At 32.8% G+C, this 24,200-nt stretch carries 17 protein-coding genes; 4 read left to right on the forward strand and 13 right to left on the reverse strand.

The window, feature by feature from the left end:
* Positions 1 to 85 precede the first annotated feature (85 nt).
* The 5 genes from ILS93_RS06230 to ILS93_RS06250 form a co-directional block, all read right to left on the reverse strand.
* Positions 86 to 793: a GntR family transcriptional regulator gene (locus tag ILS93_RS06230; protein ID WP_064469403.1), complete on the reverse strand. Its 708-nt coding sequence runs from the start codon at positions 791 to 793 to the stop codon at positions 86 to 88.
* A gap of 30 nt (positions 794 to 823) precedes the next feature.
* Positions 824 to 2,233, reverse strand: a complete 1,410-nt coding sequence (locus ILS93_RS06235) for a glycoside hydrolase family 1 protein (RefSeq protein WP_222660179.1) — start codon at positions 2,231 to 2,233, stop codon at positions 824 to 826.
* A gap of 231 nt (positions 2,234 to 2,464) precedes the next feature.
* Positions 2,465 to 4,180, reverse strand: coding sequence for a methyl-accepting chemotaxis protein (locus ILS93_RS06240; RefSeq protein ID WP_098111125.1), 1,716 nt, complete (start codon positions 4,178 to 4,180; stop codon positions 2,465 to 2,467).
* A gap of 233 nt (positions 4,181 to 4,413) precedes the next feature.
* Positions 4,414 to 5,394 (reverse strand): phosphatidylinositol-specific phospholipase C, encoded by a 981-nt coding sequence (locus ILS93_RS06245; RefSeq protein WP_064475043.1) that lies wholly within the window; start codon positions 5,392 to 5,394, stop codon positions 4,414 to 4,416.
* Between the two features lie 177 nt (positions 5,395 to 5,571).
* Positions 5,572 to 7,413, reverse strand: coding sequence for a S8 family peptidase (locus ILS93_RS06250; RefSeq protein ID WP_222660181.1), 1,842 nt, complete (start codon positions 7,411 to 7,413; stop codon positions 5,572 to 5,574).
* A gap of 290 nt (positions 7,414 to 7,703) precedes the next feature.
* On the opposite strand from ILS93_RS06250, the gene ILS93_RS06255 reads away from it, so the two are divergent.
* The 3 genes from ILS93_RS06255 to ILS93_RS06265 all read left to right on the forward strand — a co-directional run bounded on the left by ILS93_RS06255 (position 7,704) and on the right by ILS93_RS06265 (position 12,488).
* Positions 7,704 to 8,501, forward strand: a complete 798-nt coding sequence (locus ILS93_RS06255; RefSeq protein ID WP_064475041.1) for a cell wall hydrolase — start codon at positions 7,704 to 7,706, stop codon at positions 8,499 to 8,501.
* A 264-nt stretch (positions 8,502 to 8,765) separates the two neighbouring features.
* Complete coding sequence (locus ILS93_RS06260) at positions 8,766 to 10,103, forward strand: NAD(P)/FAD-dependent oxidoreductase (RefSeq protein WP_064469397.1); 1,338 nt, start codon at positions 8,766 to 8,768, stop codon at positions 10,101 to 10,103.
* A gap of 465 nt (positions 10,104 to 10,568) precedes the next feature.
* Positions 10,569 to 12,488, forward strand: a complete 1,920-nt coding sequence (locus ILS93_RS06265) for an LTA synthase family protein (RefSeq protein ID WP_064475040.1) — start codon at positions 10,569 to 10,571, stop codon at positions 12,486 to 12,488.
* A 98-nt stretch (positions 12,489 to 12,586) separates the two neighbouring features.
* Here ILS93_RS06265 and ILS93_RS06270 read toward each other — a convergent pair whose 3' ends face one another.
* Positions 12,587 to 15,370 carry a dynamin family protein gene (locus ILS93_RS06270; protein WP_222660184.1) on the reverse strand — a complete coding sequence of 928 codons (2,784 nt, stop codon included), beginning with the start codon at positions 15,368 to 15,370 and terminating at the stop codon, positions 12,587 to 12,589.
* A 482-nt stretch (positions 15,371 to 15,852) separates the two neighbouring features.
* Between ILS93_RS06270 and ILS93_RS06275 the strand changes: the two genes are divergently transcribed.
* Positions 15,853 to 16,038, forward strand: coding sequence for a hypothetical protein (locus ILS93_RS06275; RefSeq protein ID WP_000461129.1), 186 nt, complete (start codon positions 15,853 to 15,855; stop codon positions 16,036 to 16,038).
* A gap of 468 nt (positions 16,039 to 16,506) precedes the next feature.
* On the opposite strand, the gene ILS93_RS06280 is transcribed toward ILS93_RS06275, so the two are convergent.
* From ILS93_RS06280 to mutL, 7 genes are all read right to left on the reverse strand, one after another.
* Positions 16,507 to 17,493, reverse strand: a complete 987-nt coding sequence (locus tag ILS93_RS06280; protein ID WP_064475038.1) for a choloylglycine hydrolase family protein — start codon at positions 17,491 to 17,493, stop codon at positions 16,507 to 16,509.
* A gap of 214 nt (positions 17,494 to 17,707) precedes the next feature.
* Entirely contained in the window at positions 17,708 to 19,069 is a 1,362-nt protein-coding gene (locus tag ILS93_RS06285; protein WP_064475037.1) for a sensor histidine kinase, read from the reverse strand.
* Positions 19,057 to 19,719: a response regulator transcription factor gene (locus ILS93_RS06290; protein ID WP_064475036.1), complete on the reverse strand. Its 663-nt coding sequence runs from the start codon at positions 19,717 to 19,719 to the stop codon at positions 19,057 to 19,059. The genes ILS93_RS06285 and ILS93_RS06290 overlap by 13 nt, the downstream gene beginning before the upstream one ends.
* 41 nt (positions 19,720 to 19,760) lie before the next feature.
* Entirely contained in the window at positions 19,761 to 20,519 is a 759-nt protein-coding gene (locus ILS93_RS06295; RefSeq protein WP_000279847.1) for a lantibiotic immunity ABC transporter MutG family permease subunit, read from the reverse strand.
* A gap of 1 nt (position 20,520) precedes the next feature.
* Positions 20,521 to 21,273, reverse strand: coding sequence for a lantibiotic immunity ABC transporter MutE/EpiE family permease subunit (locus ILS93_RS06300; protein ID WP_064475035.1), 753 nt, complete (start codon positions 21,271 to 21,273; stop codon positions 20,521 to 20,523).
* 3 nt (positions 21,274 to 21,276) lie between these two features.
* On the reverse strand, positions 21,277 to 21,981 hold the full coding sequence (locus ILS93_RS06305; RefSeq protein WP_000138158.1) for a lantibiotic protection ABC transporter ATP-binding protein: 705 nt from the start codon (positions 21,979 to 21,981) through the stop codon (positions 21,277 to 21,279).
* 269 nt (positions 21,982 to 22,250) lie between these two features.
* On the reverse strand, positions 22,251 to 24,194 hold the full coding sequence (mutL, locus tag ILS93_RS06310) for a DNA mismatch repair endonuclease MutL (protein WP_064475034.1): 1,944 nt from the start codon (positions 24,192 to 24,194) through the stop codon (positions 22,251 to 22,253).
* Between the last annotated feature and the right edge of the window lie 6 nt (positions 24,195 to 24,200).

The following is a 24,200-nucleotide window of genomic DNA, read 5'->3' on the forward strand; positions in this document are numbered from 1 at the left end:
TTTTTTGCTCATCCACTTTGAAAATAAAAAACAACTGATCACTTTGGACTCAGTTGCTTTTCACACGATAAATTATTTTCTTTTTTTATTTGAAATTAATTCGATTTAAAAGTTTAGTCTTTTCATAATGAAACATCGATTGAGATAACTCGAAAATTGTCCCGTTTACAAGACATACTGTATTTTCAATAAGAAGCGCCGGCTCACCTTCATTTAATTCTAACAGCTGCGCGTTTTCTTTATTTACTTTTTCACAACTAATAACTTTATCGGCAAAGCCAATATTTAATCGTAAATCTTCAATGAAATAACTGTATACAGAGCTTAATGCTATTTCTTTATTCAAATATGGAATAATATCCTTTTTGAAATAACTTACTTCAATAGAGAATGGTTTACCATCTACAATTCTTAAACGCTTCAAAAAATATATTCTAGTTCCAGCTTCGCATTGCATCCGCTTTGCTATATCTTCATCCGCATCTATTACTTCAAGCTCTAACACTCTCGTTTTAATATTTTGCGAAACGAGATTTTTCGTTAATCCACGTAAACTTCCTAAATTAATGTAATCTGTTACAGAAGTTTCGCGTAAAAACATACCACTACCTTGCACTTGAAAAATATAACCTCTATTTACAAGCTGGCTACTTACTTTACGTATCGTATTACGGCTTACTTCAAATCGATTCATCAACGCTTCTTCTGTAGGTAGTTTTTTCGTTTCATTAAAAAGCCCATCTCGAATGTTTTGCTCTAACACATCTGCAATTTGTTTATACTTTGCACTCATACACTTTCTCCTAAAATACTCTTTTATCTGTTATAACTCTTCTCCTCTCGTTTCGATCACATGTTTATACCAATGAAACGAAAGTTTTTTCTTACGTTTTAAGTTATCATTATGATCGACAAAAATAAAGCCATATTGCTTTTTATATCCATTTAACCAACTTAATAAATCAATTACTGACCATGCATAATAACCTTTTAAATTGATTCCCTCTTCAATTGCACGCTTTATTATTTTTAAATGCTTTTCAATAAATTTAATTCTCGGAACATCTACAACTTCTCCTTCAATGATTGGATCTTCATCACCAAGTCCATTTTCCGTTACATACATCTTTATGTCACCGTAACGCTCTTTCAACATATGCAATCCATCTAAGAAACCTTCGGGAGATATTTCCCATCCCCATTTTGTATATGTTTTATCATCCATTTTTACTGTTCGATAAAAACCATCAAAAGAAGGATTACCTGGAGCAAGTGTTGAGTTTTCTCGAGAATGCTCATCGCTCTTTATATCCATATCGTATCTTTCTATTCGTATTGGTTGATAATAATTCAAGCCAATAAAATCATTCTTTTCGGCATTTTGTTTAATGATTTCTAATTCTTCAACCGTCCAATTAGGAGTCCACCCTTTTTCCTTTAATTGTTGAACAACATAAGGTGGGTACTCACCTTTTAAAACTGGATCATAATACCAATACGTTTCATATTCATTCGCATGATTTGCTGCTAGTATATTTTCTTTTTCATCATCCACACTATAAGCAGGTAAGAAAACATGTGTAATCCCAATCTCCCCATATTGTTTCAGCTGCTTGTACACCGCAACTGTTTTCGCATGCGCATAAAATACATAATGAGTCGCTTGAAAATACTTTGGAACATCATTTTGTATTCCTGGTGGATGTGCACCTTTTAAATAGCCTAATCCACAAAACATTACGGTTTCATTAAAAGTAATCCAATGTTTCACTCTATCACCAAATGCCTTAAAGCAAATTTCGGCATACTTTACAAAAGCATCTGCTGTTCGTTTATTCGTCCACCCACCATCCTTTTCTAACGGTAATGGTAGATCCCAATGATATAAAGTGACAAACGGTACAATCCCGTACTTTAAACATTCATCAATTAAATTGTTATAAAATTTAATGCCTTTTTCATTTACCTCTCCATCTCCAGTCGGCAATATTCTCGCCCAAGAAATCGAAAAACGATATGATTCCAATCCCATCTCAGCCATTAAACGAACATCTTCCTTATATCGATGATAATGATCAACCGCTACATCACCATTTGTTCCATTGTATGTTTTGCCAGGAATTTTTGAAAACTCATCCCAATTCGTAACACCTTTTCCATCCTCATTCCATGCACCTTCTACTTGATAAGAAGCTGAAGCAGCTCCGAATAAAAAATCATGTGGAAACTTCATAGTATATACCTCCATTTCATTAGAATAAATCAAATTCATTATTACATATAAAATTTGTAGGTACAAATTTAAATAATTATTATATAATAAGTTTCTGTTTTTCACTATAATTAAACATAGCATTCACACCATTTACAAAAAAAGAACCTATGAAGGTCCTTTTTCAAATTGTGCAACGCAGCACTATATTGAGTATCTTAAAGTTTATACTACTGATAAATGTTAACAAACTTATTCTTCAATAATGAATTGTGAAATGAGCATTTCTAAATTTTCGACTTTCTTTTTCATTTCATTAGATTTCGTCGTTATTTCTTGAATCAATGTGGCTTGTGCTTGAATTGATTGTACCGTTCGATTCGTTTCTTGTGCGACTTGTGTTGCAGTTTCAGAAACTATTGATAAAGAGGCATTCACTTCTTCTGTCCCAGCAGACATTTCTTCTGTGGCAGCAGACACTTCTTGAATTTGGGACGTTATTCTATTAATATCTTGCATAATAGATGAAAAAGCGAGTTCTGCCTTATGTGCCGCTTCTTTACCACCACTAGCCTGTTGTTGACCTTTTTTCATTACATGAACTGTATCCTGTGTATCTTGATGTATAAAACGTATTAAATTATTTATATCATTTACAGATGTTTTAGATTTCTCAGCCAGACCTCTTACTTCAGCTGCAACTACTGCAAATCCTTTTCCATTTTCTCCGGCGCGTGCTGCCTCAATTGCAGCGTTTAAGGCCAGTAAATTCGTTTGTTCTGCAATATTAGTAATAACATCTAGCGCTTCTTCAATTTGTTGTGTCCGCGTAACAAGTCTATCAATGACCTTAGAAGTTTCTTCAACAACTTCATTCACACTATTCATTTGACGAATAGATTGTTTTATAACTTCACTACCAGAATTTGCTTGGTCTATTGTTGTAACAGCAACTTCAGCAACCATCGCTGAAGATTCAGCTACTGTTTGAACTCCAGTTGCAATTTCTTCCATCGAAGTTGAACTTTCTTGAATACTAGTCACTTGTCCCTCTATTTCTTTATTTATTTCAGAAGTAGTTCGAACAACCTCGTTTGATATATGTGCTGCCGTTTTTGTCTCTTGTAACATATTTTCAGTTGAAATAATCACTTCTTTCGCTGTAACCTTCACCTGACCGACTAATTGTTGCAAGTTATCTAACATACTATTAAAGGATTGTACAATATGGCCTAATTCGTTCTCGGATTTATAAAAAGTTCGAATTGTTAAATCTCCAGCAGATACTCGTTCCATATCTTTTTGTAATAATACAATTGGTTTTTTTATAACATTTTTTATTATAAAACCAATAAAAATAATTATTATGATTCCAACAAATGAAATAATTACAAATGTTATTATCGTATTTTTCACACTATTGATATTCTCTTTTTGTAGTTGTTCAGCCGCGGTATTATTATATAAAATAAGTTCACGGATAGACTGAATTGTTTTTCCCATATTAGGCTCAATTTCTTTTAAATAATAGCTATACGCTTCTTCATTATTAGTCAGTCCCAAGTCCTGTGCTTTCTTCATTTGTATTCTTAAATCTTTGAATTGACTTTGAAATGCATTATACAAGCCCTTTTCTTTATGAGAACTAATTCTAGTTTCAAATTGTTTTAATAACTCATCATTTTCTTTCCTAGTCTTATCCATTTCTGTTATTAGTTCTTTCATTCTTTTTTCATCTTTCGATATCATAATCTCCATAAAATTCATATTCACATGGTAAAAATTTGATTCTACAGTTCCTATCCATTCAATTGGTAATAGCCTTTCGTCATACATACTAGAAGATGTATTTTCACCTTTTTGAAGCCCTAGAAACCCCAGAGAAGATAACATGATGCACGCCAAACTCGATATAATGACTAACACATTTAATTTCGTTCCAATTTTACTATTTTTAATAAAAGACAATAAATCCACCTCATCTGTATATTACACTTATATGTTTTATATTACAATATTAATCGACATTTATCGACAATTTTTTTCGTGTCGATTTTATAACCGTATTAAATTATTATATTAACTATATAAACCTATTCAAAGAACTTTGATTCTCATAATATTAAATACTAAAAAGTCTTATGGGAATTCCACAAGACTTTTAATAGCGTTACATTGTTTCTATGAAATTATGGTGAAACTTAAAGTGACTTATTAGTTCTTATAACTTCTTGATAGAGAATCGGTGACCACTTATCACTAACATAATCTTGGATCACCCAACCAACTCTTTTGGGATCCTCTTGTTTAATATATGCCGCAATTTCGGGATTTATATAAGAGGCATAATAATATGGACTATTCCATGCTGTACCACCAGAAGACAAGCTTGTAAAATTAATATATAGATGATTTAAATCCTCACTATTGTTAATCGTTTCATTTATCGTCTCTTTAATAGATTTTACTTTCTCATCATAACTCACTTTATATTTATCTTGTACTGTTACATTTATATTTTGATTTACAGTTGTCGTAAACGTCTCATTATCTGGCCAATAAAAATTATTATACCCTCCAGATTCATTACTACCACTATATCTTTTTAGTAGTACAATTTTCCCTCGAGCATCTCCAAGTTTTATATTTCCTTCTGTTTTTAAAAAGATAGGATCAACAAAATAATTTTTTTCAAACGTATTACTAAATGAACCTTCTGCCCCTTTCATATCCTCATACTCTTTTTTTAAAGACATAATAATTGTTTCACTTGGGTTATCTTTTAAAAATTGTTTCGCTTCGTTTATGAATTCATGCAGTGTTACATAAAGAAATAATGGCCCATGATGAAGAACTATCGTATTATCATCTGTTAAACGGCCTCTTATATCAAAAATGCGAGCTCCATGATCCATTTGATAACGAAAATCATACTCTTGCGTCATTCCCCATACTTGCTTTATTGGATTTTGTAATTTGAACGTACCACTATCATGTGTTCCTGGAATTGAAATTCGTGCTAACGGGATGTTATCAGGTATAGGTTGCATCCATTTTGACCAATTTTCAAGTTCAATAACAGAACTAGCTGCAACGACTTGCTTATCATGTAAAGCAAATACAGATGTGATAAATATCATACTACATATGAATAATTTCAAAATAAACTTCTTATTGCTCATTATTATTCCTCCTTTTTCTGTTTTACATCAAACTTATTGAATATAATATAATCTGGTGAGTAAAAAATAAATAATATTTCATCAATATGAAATATTGCATAGAAGTAAAGTTAAAAAATCATTCACATATACTGAATTAGAAAAATTTAAAGGAACTTCATCTGAAGTTCCTTTCGTTTATTTTATATTCAATATATATGAACCATCTTTATTCTCATACTTATAAACATATAAATAATATTTACCTGGCTTTGCATTATAAGTTCCCTTAACTACATTCCCTTCATTTTCACCATATGCTACATAGTTGTTTAAATCTGATTCATGATGAAGTACCCATGTCATTCCAATGTTTTGTTCATTTAGTAGAGAAATATTAATATTCTCTGGTGAGTCAATTTGGAAAGTAAATACATCTACCTTATCACGATTATGTAGTGTTCCTTTCATTGGTGTATGAAAGTTAACTTTATTTGCCTGTCTAGGTTCATTATTTGGTTCATTTTCTGTTACTTGTAACTCATTCCCACCGTTCGGCTCTCTTTGTTCATACCCTAAGTTTACTAGTATAGACTTCAAATCTGGTAAAACACCAATTTTATCTGCATATGGATTTTTAGATTTCGTTCCAGTGTTATGGTTACTTAATATCGTTCTTAATTCACTCGGTCTATACGGTTGTCCTGAATTTTTTTTAGCAATGCTTTGTACTAAAGTCGCTGCCCCAGCAATAATTGGCGAAGCACTAGATGTTCCACTAAAGCTTGTAGTATAAAGATTTACAGCACTTCTACTTTGCTCGGCTTTAGTTGTATCTACATTTTCTCCCCACCCGTACACATCAATCCGACTTCCATAATTTGAAAACCACATACGCTCATGAGGGAATGTTGAAGAGCCCGCTCCTACCATAATTGCACCTGAATCTTTAAAATCTTTACTATTACGATTTAAAACTTGTTTACCATTTCTATCTTTAAATTGATCTAAATCATTCCAGCCATTTGCTCCAGCCTCTATAATTACAACACCTTTATCTGTACCAGCACGAATTACATCAAAGATATCTGGTTGTACTTCAACAGGTAAATATTTATCACCATATCCATCAAAGGAAGCTTGTGCCTCTAATAATAAAACATCCCCAGCTTCTAAATGATTTACAGCACTTAATATTGCATCAGCTGTATTATACTGTCCGTTATCTCTTATTTGAGAAATCACTTTCGCTTTCGCTTTTGGCGCAATCCCAATATTCCCCACTTCATTATCTTCGGAGGATACAATTCCTAGTACAGACGTCCCATGTCCAACATGCTGATCTATATTTCTTCCAGACATTAATTCAATATTTTGATGTACTAAATCCTCATGATTTAATAACCATCCATATTCCATATCAACAAAAGTTATACCATTTCCATTACCGCCTTGAACTCCCCAGGCGAAAGGCGCATTAATACCGTATGGTGCTGCTTCAAGGTAACCTTGTTTTTTATATCTAGGATTGTTATTAGGATTAAAAGATACACTTAATGGTTGTACTTCCGGTGGCGTTATTTTTTCTTGTTTTTTCATATACACATCTTCTATTAAAGAAGATGCCTTTAACTTATCTACTAGTTCTTCTTTCTGCCCACCATTTTGAGTTTGAAGAATATAGTAGTTTAATAAACTTGTAGATACATTATTGGGTGCTTTCACTTCAAGGTCTTGTATTTCTTCTGGACTTACAGATGTGAATAAACGAGTGAATGTTACATCTGGATATTCTACCAAAAGATCTTCTAGTACTTTATCACTTGCTTGAGCTTGTATCTGTTTTTCAATACCATCTTCATATGGTAATTTCAAATCCGCATTGAATTTTACAATGATTTGTTTATCTGTTTCTTGTTCTATCCCTAATTTACTCTGCTGTTCTATAGAATCAGCATTTACAATATTGACAGTGTCCCCTATTCCTAAAAATGTTGAAATGATTACAGCTGAAACAGATATTCTTTTAAAGATATTCATTACATCACTCCTCCAACTTAAAAATCATTATATCAATCTATAATGATTTAACTTCTATAACATATAAAGTTACCTTTCTACTAAATAGATTATAGTAATCAGCAATATGAACTTCAATGTATTTTCATATGCAATATTTCATATTTGGACTCTACACTGCATAAATAAAAAACTTATGATGATTATTTATTTTATACGTGCTAATATACTTATATTAAAATATTATACATAGATATTCTGAACTACATTACTTAACAGTTTCACCTTAATTTTTTCTAGGAGGATTTACAATGAAATTATTAAAAATAAAACATATACTCCCTTTATCTGCAGCGGCAATTACATTCGTATGTAATCAAGGCATAGCTGAAGCATCTACCATTCATACAGTAAAAAAGAATGATACACTTTGGGGCATTAGTAAACAATACGGAGTTTCAATACAATCCATTAAACAGGCTAATAATAAAGGAAACGATCAAGCTTTTATTGGTGAACAGTTACATATTCCAGGGTCTACGAACTCAAATGAAATCACCGTTCGTCAAAACGCCAAACCTGCGAACATATCTGGACAAATTATTTATCAAGTACAACAGGGAGATTCATTAGAAACGATAGCAAAGCGTTACAATGTTACCGTTCAATCTATAAAACAAATTAACAATACAGTCGGAAACAAGCTTTATACAGGGCAACATCTAAAAATTAACTCAAGCATTTCAGAAAAAGAAAAAGACTTAATGGCACGCTTAGTTACCGCTGAAGCAGGTGGCGAATCCTATAAAGGAAAAGTGGCTGTAGCAAAAGTTATACTAAATCGTGTAAATGCAAAAGGTTTTCCAAATACAATAACAGGCGTTATTTATGAACCTATTAAATACGGATATGCCTTTACTCCTGTTACAGATGGAAGAATCAATCATCCTGCAAGCCCAGAAGCAAAAATGGCAGTAGAAGAAGCTATCTCCACAAATGGAATACATTCTGATTGGCTTTATTTCTACAATCCGAAAACATCAACAGACAAATGGATTACGACACGTCAAACAGTAGCAGTAATTGGTAACCATGTGTTTGCTAAATAACATTTAAAATCATTAACAGACCTCTTCACTTGGAAGGTCTGTTTTTTATATGTTAGATTTTATTAATCATATGACATAGTGATCATTTAAAACTATTTCTTCTTTCAAATAAAAACATTTGTATTTACCCCACCACTCGGAGAAATTAAAAAAGCATCCAGTTCAAAAACTCCCTCTTTATTAATAAAAGCTATTTCTTAACTTCATAAAATTGTTATACACTAGAAAAATAAAAACAAATTATTCGTTAGCAGGTGAAAAAATATGTATGATGTTACAATTATCGGTGCTGGAGTAAGTAGCATTTTTATGGCTTATTCACTAGCTAAAAGTAACAAAAAGGTTTTAATTCTTGATAAAGGTAAAGCGCTAGAAGATCGCCATTGTCCTTTAGACGAAGGAAAAGTGTGTACTTGTACTACATGTGATAAATATTTCGGGTTTGGTGGTTTAGGAAAATCTGAAGGGAAATTTAATTATACAAACGGATTTGGCGGAGAACTTGAGCAAAAAGTCGGTAAAGAAAGCTTTATTCAACTCATGGCTGAAGTAGATGAAATTCTATGTCAGTTCGGAGGAAGTTCTGTTTCAAAATACTCTACAGAAAATCCAAATCTCAATAAGAGAGCTGAAACGTGTGGTTTACAAATGCTAACAACAGAAGTAAGGCATCTTGGTACTACCCTTTCAAGTGACATTTTTCAGCAGCTCTATGAATTTTTACTTACAAAAATAAATATTCAATTTCATATAGATGTACAACATATTATGAAACAGAAAGATCATTTTACAATAGAGACAAATGAAGGAATAGTTGAATCTAAGCAACTAGTGTTTGCAACTGGGCGTTCCGGAGCGGATTGGTTAAAAGAAATGTGCACTTCTCTTAAAATTTCTCAGGAGCAAACTCGTGTAGATTTAGGGATTAGAGTAGAGATGAAAGAACACCAATTACGTTCTATATTAAAAGATACATTTGAGACAAAACTTTCTTATGAGCATGAACACTTCACCGCAACTACGTACTGTATGAATCCAAAAGGACGCATCATTAGAAAGTACGAAGAAGGTTTAGTTATGCCTGACGGTCAAAATTTTCGAGAGGAAGGAACTGGCACACCTAACTTAAATTTCACTTTATTTATCCCGCGCTATTTTTCAACTCTCAAAGAAGCAAATGTATACGCAAGTTCAATTATAAAAAACATTAACCAAGGACGAGATCGGATTGTTATACAGCGCTTAGAGGACTTACTAAATAAACAACCTACAATAAAGAACGACATGAAACATAACCGTATACAACCTACACTACAAGGAGATTATGGAGATTTGAATACAGAAATTCCCCCATTATATATTGAAGGACTAAAAGAGTTTTTATTACGCTTAGAACGATTTATCAAAGAACCGATCGATAAAGATACTTTGTTATATGGAATTGACGGAAAGTTCTATGCTCCTACGATAAAAATCAATAACCATTTTGAAACAAGTGTGCATGGACTATTTTTAGTTGGAGATTGTTCAGGCGTCACTCATTCATTATCTCAAGCTGCTGCAAGTGGGTTGTATGTTGGAAAATATTTATCTCATATTTAATTTCTTTCATTAAGATATCAATCAAATATTTTAACTTCCATAACGCTTTATTTATGTACCTTGTCCTTCCCCCGCTAATGATTATCCCGCCAAAAATCGGGATTTTACGAGATACATTTTTAACATAACTATGTATGGTAAAACTATCGACATTCAATTCTAAAAAATTGAATGTCAACAGTTTTAAAAGCCTCTATTCATTTCCACTTTCATTTGTTCGGTATTTTGTAACATCATCATAGTGTTTAATATGTTAGGATGTCTATAAGTATTTTTTACTACAACTATGACTTTTTCTGTTCTGTTTCCCAAAATAGATTTGCGCTTTAAAATTCCTCATTGTACGTATATGAATACTTCATATTGTTACCTTTAGAAACCATTAAATGGTACATTACACTCTAATAGTTATGAAAATATAATATATAACACAAGTTAAATAAATTGTATAAAGAAGGTGTAAAAATGAAAAATAAAATCAATTTACAAATGCAAAATATAAGCTTTGTTTTAATAATTGCTTTAGCAGTATGGTTAAAAACATATCTTATTACAAGATTCAGTTTTGATTTAAAAATTGAGTCTTCAACGCAAGAGCTTATTTTGTTTATTAGCCCTCTCGCTGCATCATTAGCTTTTGTCGGATTAGCATTATTTGCAACCGGTGAAAAGCGAAATTATATAGCGCTATGTATTAATCTCTTATTAACAATCATACTTGTTGGGAATGTAATGTTCTATGATTTTTATAGTGATTTCGTTACGTTACCAGTACTTGGACAAACATCAAACTTTGGCCAATTAGGCGGCAGTATTATAGAAATATTGAACTATAAAATTATACTCGCTTTCGTAGACATTATTTTCTTCTTTATTTTGTTAAAGAAGAAGGCACTAGTCTTCCAAACAGGACGTGTAACTCATCCGGCACGCTTGTTATATTTTCTCTTAACGTTTGGTGTATTTTTTGCGAATCTACACCTTGCAGAAAAAGAACGCCCTGAACTATTAACGAGATCATTCGACCGAGTCATGCTTGTTAAAAATTTGGGACTATACACTCATCAAGTATATGATTTAACACTACAAGTAAAAGCAGGATCACAAAAAGCACTTGCTGATAGTAGTAAATTACAAGAAACTGAAAACTACGTAAAGGCAAACCAAAGTGAGCCAAACCCTAACATGTTTGGTGCAGCAAAAGGAAAAAACGTAATTGTTGTCACTCTTGAATCCCTACAAACCTTTTTAATAGGCGCATCAGTTAACGGTCAAGAAGTTACACCATTCTTGAATGAATTCATAAATGAAAGCTATTACTTCGATAACTTTTTCCACCAAACTGGGCAAGGAAAAACATCCGATTCTGAATTTCTAATCGATACGTCATTGTATCCATTAAATCGAGGAGCTGTATTTTTCACACACGGTAACAATGATTATACTGCGACTCCAGAAATTTTACGTCAGCAAGGTTATTTCACTTCTGTATTCCATGCGAATAACGCAACATTTTGGAATCGTAATATTATGTACTCCGCTCTTGGTTATGATCGTTACTATAACGAACTTGATTACAAAATTACACCCGAAACAAATTTAAATTGGGGATTAAAAGATATCGAATACTTCGATCAATCAGTAGATATATTAAAAACTGTTGATCAACCATTTTACGCTCGTTTCCTTACGTTAACGAACCATTATCCATTTACGTATGATGAAGATACAAAATTCATTGAACCATATAACTCTGGTAATGGCGTATTTGATCGTTATATCGTAACAGCACGTTACTTAGACGAATCAATTAAAAAGTTTATTGAGCGTTTAAAAGCCGAAGGAATGTATGATGATTCTATTATTGTGTTGTATGGTGATCATTATGGTATTTCTGAAAAACATAATCGTGCAATGGCACAGTTTTTAGAAAAAGATCAAATAACAGAATTTGATACTTTAAATTTACAACGCACACCTTTATATATTCATGTACCTGGCCAAACAGAAGGTCAAACGATTTCAAAGCCTACGGGACAAATCGATATGAAACCTACTATTCTAAATTTATTAGGGATTGATACTACGAACGATATCCGTTTTGGTCATGATATGTTTTCAGATGAATATGCCGGTTTTGTCGTTTTACGTGATGGTAGCTTTATTACAGACAAGTATGCATACACAAACAATACTTTCTATGACCGCATAACAGGTGAAATTGTAGATTTACCAAAAAAAGAAGCACAAGCACTCATTAACCGTGCACAAAATGAATTACGAATGTCCGACAAAATTATTGAAGGCGATTTATTACGTTTCTCAGAAAGTAATAAAATTAAAACTGGCAAAGTACAAACTAAAATTAAAGAGACTGAAAAATAATCTAAATACGAAAAGGGAGCAACTTATTACAGTTGCTCCCTTTCACTCTCTTATAACATATGATGCAATGTCATATAAAAACCTCGTATATTTTACTTTTATTCTACGCTTGTTTCTAAAGTTACATCTGTATAGGTATGATCATCACCTATATTTAAAATTACTTCACATTGACGTAATCTCAATTCAAAGAGCATGATAGAATCTTGATAAACTTCAGGTTGTGATTTCATCTTATGTAACATCTCTTGTTTTTCTTGTATTTCTAAATGAGTGTTTTCTACAGCTTGTTTCAAGGAGTTAAATGGATTTCTAAAGAATATGTTAATATCCCGCTCTTGCGTGTTTTCAAATAGCTCAAATTGCAAGAAAAATTTCTTCATAATAGAAGCCGTTACCTCGGTATAATCTTCATTTTCTACATACTGTTTGTATTTGTTATATAGCATACCTTTGTTTTTAGGAAGAACTCCAAATAATTTACCGGCACTTTTCAGTAAAAATTGCGCTGGCGTAAAGCGACGTAAAATATTTACTTCATCCATTTGTATTCTAGTCGTCATTCTGTCAGTATCTCTGCGCCAGTCATCAAGCACTTTAAAATCACATTCTAACTGTATTCGATTTTCTCCAAATAAAGAATTAAGCCCTTCACTAAGTTCTTCTAAGTACGATTGACTTTGAAGGAGCTCATTATTAGAAATCGCAATCCAATTTTGCATAGAAAGAGCAAAATTAGGTAATACAGTTTGCTCTAAATATTTATGTACTCTTTCATTCATCGCTTTATTTAGTTCCGTATCAATGTGCCCGAAATCGCTTTCTTCACTAATTAAATCCGAACAACTCTGTAATATCTTCGGAATATTTTCAGTAAGGTCATTCATAATTTCAGTTTTCATTGTACGATATGATTTTGTAATGAAATGAATTTTTTCCTTCTCAAAAGCAGTAAGATTATTAATACTACCATTTAGTTTCACTAGCATATCTTCGTTCCAATTAATCGCATCCACTAGATTATTTTCTTTCTCAACGCGTTTATCCAAAAGATATGTAATTGTTTTTCGAATGAAAAACAATAGCTTTTCCGTACGTTCTGCATCGATATTTTTATGATTACAGTTAAAATGAATAAACTCAGTTAAATCATTTAATTGTTGACTACTTGTATATAGCGAAGAGTAAGGGAAAATTCTCGCATGCGGGAAATATGTGTTTATTCTCGCTTGCGTATCATGTAATACTCTTTTCACTTCTGCATCACTGTATATGTTATCGATTTTATTTAATAAGAAATGAATTTGTAAATTTGGTGTATGTTCTTGAATGCTTAATAGAATATCACGTTCTTTGTCAGTAAAAGGTGAATCCGCATTTAATACGAATAGTAATTCGTCTACAGAATTTAAATATTCGAATATCTCATCCCTAGTATCGTTATTTCTATTAAAGCCAGGTGTAACTACAAATGTAAGTTTATTTTCACTTAAAAATCTGCATGGTAATTTAAATTCAACACACGCTCTATCTCTATATGTTTGATGGTGCTGAGACATCATATTATAGTAATCAGAGACATCTTCCGTTGTTGTAATTGTAGAGTCTGTTATGGCGTTAATTTCTGTATGCTCATCATTTTTTAAAACTACTACATTTGAAATTGATTTTTCTAATATATTTTCTCCTAATATAGAGTTAATAAATGTAGTTTTTCCGTTTCCTGAAGTTCCCGTTACTAAAATGCGATTTGTGCTTAAATCTGCGAGCTCGCCAACTAACCATCTAAATCGGTGACCCATTTCTATATTATGCTTTTGTGCCCACTCTGTAATAGATTCAAAAAGATGCAAACTATACTCTAAGCCGTTCACATGATTAATAGAATATAACAACAGGTTTTCAGCATGTTTTATATTTGCTGCATCTATTTTAGAAGGGAAAATCTCATCCCATGCCAACACAGCTGCAGATGGAAATACAGCATAAGATGGATTGACTACCTTTAACCAATTTGTTAACAAGTTTGGAATGATGTCGTGTAATTGTTTAAGCTTATATTGACCTTGAATTAATTCAAAGTACGTTCCTTCGTAAAGAGAAGAAATTTTGTCCCATATATCGGACGAATGTATTTCAATATGTAAGAAAAATTCATTTATTGTGTTAAGCCATGATAAGTAATTTTGTTCGTTTTTATAACTATTCCAAAGTGATGAAACCATTTGCGTAAATTGTACTTGATCTACATTATTTAACGTAACTAATACTTCATAAAAATAATCTGGTGAAATATGTTTAGTAAATCTTTTATCGATATATCCTTTTAAAACCTCAAACCACGGATAAGATTCTGTTCGAATTAACTCATTGACAGCAAGCTCTACTGCACTATCAAAATCTTGCTGCTCCTCATAAAAGGAACGTGCAATTTTTGTAACATTTGGATAATCCGGGTTTATAGAAACTGCTTCTTTAATAACAGCGAAAGCAGAGTCAAAATTATTTTGCTCTATGTAAAGAGAAAGTAATTGTAATCTAATCTCCGTCATCAATATTATATTATCAGTAGTAATGGAAGTATAAACATTTTCAGCAACTGGTAATTGATTAAGCTCGAAATAAGCATCGGCAATATTTTTTTGTGCCCATGGTGCTAATTCATTACTAACCTTCTCCCATTTAAAAATAGCTGCTTCAAAATCTTGATGGCGATAATAAAATTCACCTTGTGCAAAACGAATGTAAGATCCATCAGAAATCTCATTTCTTTCTTCGTTTACATAAGCTTCTCCAAGTACGTCAATAGGTGGTTTTGTTTCATTCTCCATTAGGAATGTTTCATAATACATCTTTTTTATTAATTGTTTTTCTACTCTCATCTTTTCCCCCACTATATCTTAAAAATACATTTTTAAGATATGTCAATACTTTTTGTATGTATGCTTTTTATCTTAACAAAGAATATCTTTTGGAAAATTTCATTTTCCTTTCATTTTTTAAGTTAGATTGAATTTTTATGAGAAAAGTTTCAGTTTTTTTTCATTTTCCTTTCAGTTGTGAAACAGCATTAAATGTTCCTAATAACCTAATAACACTATAATCTCCCGCATTATATTATCAGGAAAAATCTATATAAACCATATTATAAAAACAATTTATAACGAATATATATGCAATATTTCCTTCCCTAATAAATAAAAGAAGCATTATCATATATTTCTCACATTGTTTTCCTTTGAAATATTTCAGTAGTTACGTAATTTAATTCCATTAACCTATATAAATAACTAGTCCAAAAAAAATCTATATGCATATCATGTTATAGTAAAGAATTCAGGAAATCCTAAAAGGAGGCATTTTCATGTTTGAAGATAAATCTAAAATAAATTACCCATATGAATTTACTGAAACTACAACAATCCCGCTAAAAAACCCCATCAATAAAACTTTCAAAAACGGCTCTGGTACACATACTTTCCCAATTAAAAAACACTATAAAGAACAAGTGTTATATACGGAAAAAATTAATAATAATAAAAATAAATAAGCGTATAGTTCTTCATTTTGACGCTGCATAGTTACGTTTTAAGTAATTTATACTTTTTATACAGCTCATGTACTTTTAAAAAGTGCTGATATACAGCGCTTTTTTATACATAGATAATAGAAAAACAAAAAAGGTATGGATATTTTCCACACCTTTTTTGTTCTTTACTATTTATAAATGGAGTACGTCCATGTTCATTTTACCTAATAGCACTTTAATGGGCCTTCTAGAAGAAATAAGTTTCTTAGCGTTTTTAGAGATATTCAGGATAATACTATTCAAATACATTAGGCAATAAAGTCCACCATCACTGCACCTTAGCCAATGCTTCTACCAGCAAAGTTTTACTTGTTGGAGTCATTGAAGAAAGGAGTAGATCTATGGTGAATCACAAAGTTAAAGAAGTACCCAAGAATTATATAGGCATTATTGCTCTATTATATTTACCAAACATTGTTTCAAAGCTACCTAGTTTTCATAAAATATTTTTTGTTTCCGTTGGAACGGATAGGCTTTAATCTCATTTGTATCTAAATTTTCATGAAATAAATGAATGGCTATAATTTGTCTACAATCGTAGGTATGATAATAATATGTTCCGGACTCCATACACATTACGCTTGTATATATGGTATTATCTAATGCACCTTCTTCTGTTATTACTCCGCCTTTAGGAACCTCGCAATTTGATAAAATATGAAATAGGGCCGATACTCCCTCTTCTTCACTATCTATACCTTGAATGTTTTGTTTGCCATATGCTGCTCGCACAAACCTTGATGGCGGGGTGAAATCCCCTGGAAGTCCCATTGAGCCTGAGCCCTGACCAAAAGCACTTAATGATAAGTTACTCCACTCAGTTGGCGCGAATGGCTGCGATTTAAGGCCTATATATTGTCTTAAATTTTGCAAATGCCAATTAAACTCCGGACTATTCGTCATCACTCCTAGTGGGTTATCATACATTTTTAATCCTTCATTTGTCGGCTCCAGTACAATACAATCTCCCCATTTATCCGCTAAAATCCAATGTAGTGGTGGCGTAAGTCCTAAATCCGGTAATGGTATATCCAAAAAGGTAAGGCTATCTACAGATTTCTTTAACTCTTTGACAGAATTGAATTGCGTGAGACTCCAAGTCACAAAATCAAATGGAGCCAAATTCGTTTTGTTGTCATCTATGCTTTGACTATAAGCAGCGAATCCTGGAAAATAGAGTGTTGCACATGTCATACCAGCTTCATTTACTCCGTCCGCCATAATGACCCTTCCGTGATGATTAATCCCCATTCCGACCGTAGCATGTTTCGTATTAATAATTTCACCAGTTATATTATTCCACTGGTAATGTCGAGGAATGATTATTACTTCTTGATTCATATCTAATGTGAAGTCCATCGTTCTTGCAAAAAGATGCTGACCGTTTTTTGTCTGTAATGTCAAACTAGTACACATAAAGAACACCCCGTTTTATGGTTTTATCTACACTTTACATAATTCTGATAAATCTGTAAATTGAAAACCTCTTTCCTTACAAAAAAATTGAGAAGGCACATATAAAGTACAAATAGGTTGAGGTTATCTCTAGTTTATAAATGAATTTTTAAAATGTAGTTGCAAAAGAATTATATTAAAAAGGAGCGACTTGTTATAATCTGTACCCTCTCTACTACGCTGATATTTCCAAAACAACTTTTGCACCGTGCAGCTTTTCCGAATTACTTAAGTAAAGGTTTCCACCGTGTTGCTTTGCAAAGCTTTTAGCAATGTATAACCCCATTCCATGATGATCTTTGGAGTTTCTACTTTTATCTCCTCTATAAAACTGCTCTGTAGCTGAATGCATTTCCTCTTCTGTAAACCCTCTTCCCGAGTCCTCTACAATAAATTGCAGTTTTTCACTAATCATTTCCACTGAGAACATCAAGTCACCCTTTGTTGGAGAATATTCAATTGCATTCATCATTATATTCATAATTGCTCTTTTCAAAGCGGTCTCGTCAATAGGAATAAAATTTGGTATGTCCTGAACATTTTCAATTAGATTTAACTGTTTGCCTAAAACACAAATTGCACTTTCTTCTATAATATTACGAATAAAGTCGCGGAGATCTGTTTGCTTGAATTGAAGTGAAGCGCCTTCCTCACATTTCGTAATATCGAGCAAAGATTTCATATATATTTCCATCTCATCAATACTTTTCAAAATATGCTCATTACATTTCTTCTGATTTGAATCTAGCATTGATTCATTTAATAGCTCTGCATTCCCTCTCAATATCGTTAATGGCGTTTTAATGTCATGTGCCAAAGCAGCAATCTGCTCTCTTCTATTTGTTTCCATATTCCACTGTGTACGTAACGAATGATTTAATTCATCTTTCATTTTTACTAAAGAAGTTAATACTTCATTCACTTCTTTTATTTTAGATTGTTCCACTTGAAAATCTAAATCTTCCTTTTGAATTTTATCTGTTACATTTCTCAAAATCAGCATTTCCTTTGACAATGTTTTACCAAAAGAGCGAGATAGAAATATCACTTCGGCAACAAATAATAGAATAAAAAGAACAATTTCACAAACTTCCGGACTTGGTAAATACTTCTTCAAAAAAGGATTTTTAAAAGTAGCATGTAACGTATATAGAATGACACAAATATCTTTATCACGTTCTATAACTGCATAGTAGTACTTACTATCACCTTTTTCATCCTTATGTATGTTATTCCATATTTGTCCCGCATAATCTTTATTAATACTCCCTTGAATAACGTTTCCAGAAAAATCATACACAACATATTTATATTGCTTTAAAATTTGATCATCGTCCTGCTCCGCTTTAACTATAGCATCTCTTTGCGACTCAATCTGCTTTTCATAATAATTTGCTGGCAAGATTACCTCTGCGTTAACTCCAACTTGGAATAGAATCATAAAAAAAGTAACTAATGCAATCGTCCCTATTGAAAATGCAAAAATATACTGTATTAAAATCTTACTAAGATTGACTTGCTTTTTCACTTTCTCCATTTATAACCAATTCCCCATACTGTTTCTATTGGATTCATGTTATGCTTACATAATTTTTGACGGATATTTTTAATATGTTCCACAATTACTTGGTTATCACTTTCTCCCTCATAACCAAAAACATTTTCGTAAATCTTTTCTCTTGAAAATACTTGTCCATGATTCAAAGCTAAATATTCGCAAATTCCATACTCACTTTTCGTAAATGCGATAGATGTATCGTCATGCCATATTTCTTTACATGACAGATGAAATGTAAGACCTGACAGGAAAAATGCATTTTGCTTTTCTCTATGCTCACGCCTTACATGTGCGGATACCCTCGCACGCAGTTCTCCAATTCCAAAAGGTTTTGTAATATAGTCATCTCCACCGAGACTAAGCCCTGTGATCAGATCCTTCTCCATTGTTTTGGCTGTTAGAAATACAATTGGACTATCAACCAAATCCCGTATTTCCTTACAAAGTGTAAAACCATCTATTTCTGGCATCATGACATCTAATAGAATTAAATCATAATGACAAAATTTCTCCTTTGGTATAGTAAGAGGATTACTAACGGCAGTTACCTCATGGCCTTCTTTCTCTAAAGCACTTTTTATAATATAAAGGATGCCTTCTTCATCATCAATTGCTAATATTCTTGCCATATAGAATCCCTCCTCTCACTTCCATTATAATACAAATGCACTTACATTTCTTTACGGCCTTCATAAAAGGAAAACCATACAAGGGAAATAACAAATGCAATGATCGTGAAACAAACGCAAATCACTGCTCCAATTTTTCCCTCTACTTGTAAGACATGAATAGAAGCGGGGCTCAATTTGTGCTCCAAAAAATAATTGCATAATCTCACACTCCACGCACATGGCGTGTATTTCCAAATCACATCTCCCATCCCTGTAAGCATTAAAGCTACCAGCAAGCTTTCTATAATTCCAATCCCAATGGAAGCACCTTTACTAAAGCGAAAATTTAAGAACAGATGCCATATATACATAAAGATTTGACAACCAAAAAGAATGAAGGAAATTTCAACATACAAAGCAAATGGAAAGTTATTTTGTCCTAACAGAGAATGAAACCCTGCCGCAAACCCAACGACTGCCAACATAGTTGAACAAAACCCACATATTAAAAGTAAACATACTTTACTAATAAATGCTTTACGCCTTCCGTATTCCGTTGATAAAAGTTCTTTAAAATTCCCTGCCACAGCCTCCTGTTCCACAACAGAAGAGCACACAATGCTAATTAGCAACGGAAAAGATATCGATAATACTTGAATATATCCTGAAACCTTATTTATAGAATCAACTTTTGAAATGGAATAATAACTTAAAAAAAGAGCAATACCGATGATTGGCATCGCTATATGTATCCAGAAAAAAATCGTATGTTTCATTTTTATAAAATCAGCTCTTACTATCCTCGACAAAACCGCCATATTATTTTGCCTCCTGCTTTTCAAACCATTTTGCCGTCATATAAGTAAACAAAAAGAACAACACGACAGAAATTGCCACGCCTGGCAAAATTACATCGTAGGAAAGGAGTTCTGGTTTGAACGTTACACTTCCGGTTTCTGCATATAGACCATTTGGTAGTATTTTCAAAATAGGAATCATAAGTCTACTTGGATATGTGTATGGACTAATCATCCAAATATTTTTTGTTGCCAATACAACTCCAAAAATTCCATTTGCCCCTACATTCAACAGAAGCGTCGGAAATAGACCTATTTTGTTACCTAAAAACAAGCAGAGTGGAATTTGCCACATAAAAGTAACGATTAAAAGAACGCTTCCTAATAGCGCATTTACTGTAGGAATGATTTGGAAGTTCTCCTTATTTAATAGTAAACTAGATAACTGGATTCCACAGAAAAAAAGTATGCATGAAAAGCTCAAAATCCCTAAAATTAGTAATACTTTAGAAATCCATACTCGTTTTAATGAAACTGGTAACGATAAGATAGAACGATTATTCATTTTCTTATCTTTCTCCGCAAGAAGTACACAACTTAAAGAAATCATTCCTGGAAGCATCGTAATGTACCACCAATTGTAACTAGATAATTGAAAATAATCCGCCGATAATAAAAAAGCAATTAGTATTGTGGCAAATGGAACTAGCCATATAAGTTTGTTCAAAAAAGTATGTTTAATTTTAATTTTTTCAGATGCAATATATAAATTCATTTCTTATGCCTCCCTTCTATACTTTCCAGCCACTTGTACAAATAAATCTTCCAGGTCATCATCCTTATTCAGTTTCCCCTGATACCCCAACACACCGCCTGAGATAATCCCAACATGATCTGCAATTTGACTTACTTCGCTTAAAATATGACTGGATAAAATGACAGTAATTCCTTTTGTGGGAAAGGAAAGGATTAATTTTCTTAATTCCTGAATCCCAAAAGGATCTAGTCCATTCATCGGTTCATCTAATATTAAAAACTTCGGATGATTCAGCAATGCAATCGCAATTCCCAATCGTTGCTTCATCCCCATAGAGAATTCCCTCGCTTTTTTCCTATCTGTATTCTCTAGCTCCACAACATGCAATACTTCATCAATCCTTGATTTAGGTAATCCTAAAACAGTCGTACGAACCAACAGATTTTCTCTTGCTGTTAAATTTTCATAAAGTGGCGGAGACTCAATTAAAGCACCAATAGAATGTAAATCTTGCCGCGTCCATTTATGACCATCAAAATAAATCTCACCAGAAGTAGGTATAAGCATACCTGTTATCATTTTTAAAGTTGTCGATTTCCCTGCCCCATTAGGACCTAACAATCCATAAATTGCATATTTTGGTACAGAAAGCGAAATATTTTGTACTACACTTTGCTTTCTAAATGTTTTGCAAAGATTTTTTGTTTCTAACATCATCTCAGTCATCCTAAACTTCCTCCTCGTATATTGTAATTCTAGAGTAAACGACAATTATAAGGATTCTATAAGGAAAATAAAAAAACATAGAGAAAAAGGAAAAGCTTTTTCAAATGCTATATGTATGAAACTATAGATTCACTTGATTTTTCTACACATGGTTACAAATGAAAAATTTATAAAAAAATGAAAAGCTTTTAATATAAATGCAAACAAAAAAGAAGCGATTTATTTCATCGCTTCTTTTTTATTAAATCATATCCAAAATGACAGTATCCCTACATAACCCTCTTAAACATCTTCTCCAACTCATAAGTAGAATGATGCACAAGAATTGGTCTTCCGTGCGGGCATGTGTATGGGTTTGTTGTTGTACGTAGTTCTTCCAATAAAGCAAATATTTGATCGTTCGTTAAATATTGATTTGCTTTAATGGACGCTTTACAGCTCATCATGATGGCTGCTTCTTCACGTAATTTTTTAATATCAACTTTTTTTAGTTTGACGACTTGTTCCATCATTTCGTCGATAATTTCTGTTTCTTGTCCTTTCGGGAACCACGTTGGATGTGAGCGGACGATAAAGGATTGATGACCGAATTGCTCTAAGAACAGTCCAACTTTTTTCAGTTCTTCTAGTTGCTCTTCGACACGTAAAAATTCAGTAAGAGATAAGTCAATACGGTATGGTACAAGTAGCTCTTGTACTTCTTGCGCTACTCTTCCTACTTTGTCACGGAAGTATTCATAATTAATACGTTCCTGCGCGGCATGTTGGTCAATCATATATAAACCTTTATCATTTTGAGCGAAAATATATGTTCCATGCATTTGTCCAATTGGATAAAGCGGTGGTAAGTCATTACCGTTCATTTCAATCTCTTTTATTTCCTGAACTTCTTCTTCCAATTCCTCTAATTCAAAGTCTTCATCGTTACTGTTCCACGATTTCTCTTCTCGAATTGGTTCTTCTATTATCGGTTTAGTAGATGGCTGCCAACTTTGTTCTTCTCTTACGAGCGACTGTGGTGGTTGCCATTCTTGTTTCGGCGGTTGCCACAGTTGTGCTGGCTGTTTCACAGCCAGTGGTTCTTCTCGTTTTTCATCCATGCCCGTCGGTAAAATGATGTCCGGCATAGATGGCTCTTTCGGCTTCGCATGCTCAAACTTGAACTGTTCTTGCACACTTTCATCTTTTTCTTTTTTCTTCGTTGTTACACCTGCATCTGGGATGAGCTGTATTTTTTTAAATGCTGCTTGCAATGTTTCTTCGATAAGTTTTAGCAATTCTTGTTCTTTACTAAAACGGACTTCTAATTTCGCAGGATGTACGTTAACGTCAACAAGCATTGGATCCATTTCAATCGATAAGAAACCGATTGGATATCGTCCAATTGGCAATAATGTATGGTATCCTTGCTGAACTGCTTTCATTAATACGAAATTTCGAACGTAACGACCATTTACGATCGTTGACATATAATTTCGAGATGCTCTCGTTACTTCTGGTAGTGTTACATAACCTTTAATTGTGAAATCTAAAGATTCAGCTTCAATTGGAATAAGCTTTTTCGCAACTTGAATGCTGTAAATCGATGCAAGTACTTGTCTTACATCACCATTTCCTGATGTGTGAAGCAATTTCTTTTCATTATGAAACAGCTTTAATGATACTTCTGGATGTGACATTGCAATACGATACACGATATCCGTAATATTCCCAAGCTCTGTATGAATGGTTTTCATATATTTAAGACGCGCTGGTGTATTAAAGAATAAGTTTTGTACTGTAATATCTGTTCCTTTTCGGCTCGCTGTTTTCTCCTGCTTTATAATGTCTCCACCTTTAATCATAAGGTGTGTACCAGGCGCATCACCTGTGCTTGTGATTAATTCTAATTCACTAACTGAGGCAATACTCGGCAATGCCTCACCGCGGAAACCGAGTGTTCTAATGCGAAACAGATCGTTTTCATCTTTAATTTTGCTCGTCGCATGTCGTTCAAAAGCGACGATACAATCTTCTTCTGCAATGCCATCCCCATTATCAATGATGCGAATTTTTGATAAACCAGCTTCTTCTAAGTGGATTTCAATAGATGTACTATTCGCATCGATAGAATTTTCCACAAGTTCTTTTACGACTGAGGCAGGGCGCTCTACTACTTCCCCTGCCGCAATTAAGTTAGAGAGTTGATCATCGAGTTTGCGAATTTTCCCCATCTACTT

Origin of the sequence: Bacillus sp. 16GRE42, from assembly GCF_019837435.1 — a bacterium.
GTDB lineage: Bacteria > Bacillota > Bacilli > Bacillales > Bacillaceae_G > Bacillus_A > Bacillus_A wiedmannii.

What these genes read in the sequence shown, in the direction of transcription:
- ILS93_RS06230 (WP_064469403.1), bottom strand. Translation starts at nt 793, where the DNA reads ATGAGTGCAAAGTATAAACAAATTGCAGATGTGTTAGAGCAAAACATT.
- ILS93_RS06235 (WP_222660179.1), bottom strand. Translation starts at nt 2,233, where the DNA reads ATGAAGTTTCCACATGATTTTTTATTCGGAGCTGCTTCAGCTTCTTAT.
- ILS93_RS06245 (WP_064475043.1), bottom strand. Translation starts at nt 5,394, where the DNA reads ATGAGCAATAAGAAGTTTATTTTGAAATTATTCATATGTAGTATGATA.
- ILS93_RS06250 (WP_222660181.1), bottom strand. Translation starts at nt 7,413, where the DNA reads ATGAATATCTTTAAAAGAATATCTGTTTCAGCTGTAATCATTTCAACA.
- ILS93_RS06255 (WP_064475041.1), top strand. Translation starts at nt 7,704, where the DNA reads ATGAAATTATTAAAAATAAAACATATACTCCCTTTATCTGCAGCGGCA.
- ILS93_RS06260 (WP_064469397.1), top strand. Translation starts at nt 8,766, where the DNA reads ATGTATGATGTTACAATTATCGGTGCTGGAGTAAGTAGCATTTTTATG.
- ILS93_RS06265 (WP_064475040.1), top strand. Translation starts at nt 10,569, where the DNA reads ATGAAAAATAAAATCAATTTACAAATGCAAAATATAAGCTTTGTTTTA.
- ILS93_RS06270 (WP_222660184.1), bottom strand. Translation starts at nt 15,370, where the DNA reads ATGAGAGTAGAAAAACAATTAATAAAAAAGATGTATTATGAAACATTC.
- ILS93_RS06275 (WP_000461129.1), top strand. Translation starts at nt 15,853, where the DNA reads ATGTTTGAAGATAAATCTAAAATAAATTACCCATATGAATTTACTGAA.
- ILS93_RS06280 (WP_064475038.1), bottom strand. Translation starts at nt 17,493, where the DNA reads ATGTGTACTAGTTTGACATTACAGACAAAAAACGGTCAGCATCTTTTT.
- ILS93_RS06285 (WP_064475037.1), bottom strand. Translation starts at nt 19,069, where the DNA reads ATGGAGAAAGTGAAAAAGCAAGTCAATCTTAGTAAGATTTTAATACAG.
- ILS93_RS06290 (WP_064475036.1), bottom strand. Translation starts at nt 19,719, where the DNA reads ATGGCAAGAATATTAGCAATTGATGATGAAGAAGGCATCCTTTATATT.
- ILS93_RS06295 (WP_000279847.1), bottom strand. Translation starts at nt 20,519, where the DNA reads ATGGCGGTTTTGTCGAGGATAGTAAGAGCTGATTTTATAAAAATGAAA.
- ILS93_RS06300 (WP_064475035.1), bottom strand. Translation starts at nt 21,273, where the DNA reads ATGAATTTATATATTGCATCTGAAAAAATTAAAATTAAACATACTTTT.
- ILS93_RS06305 (WP_000138158.1), bottom strand. Translation starts at nt 21,981, where the DNA reads ATGACTGAGATGATGTTAGAAACAAAAAATCTTTGCAAAACATTTAGA.
- mutL (WP_064475034.1), bottom strand. Translation starts at nt 24,194, where the DNA reads ATGGGGAAAATTCGCAAACTCGATGATCAACTCTCTAACTTAATTGCG.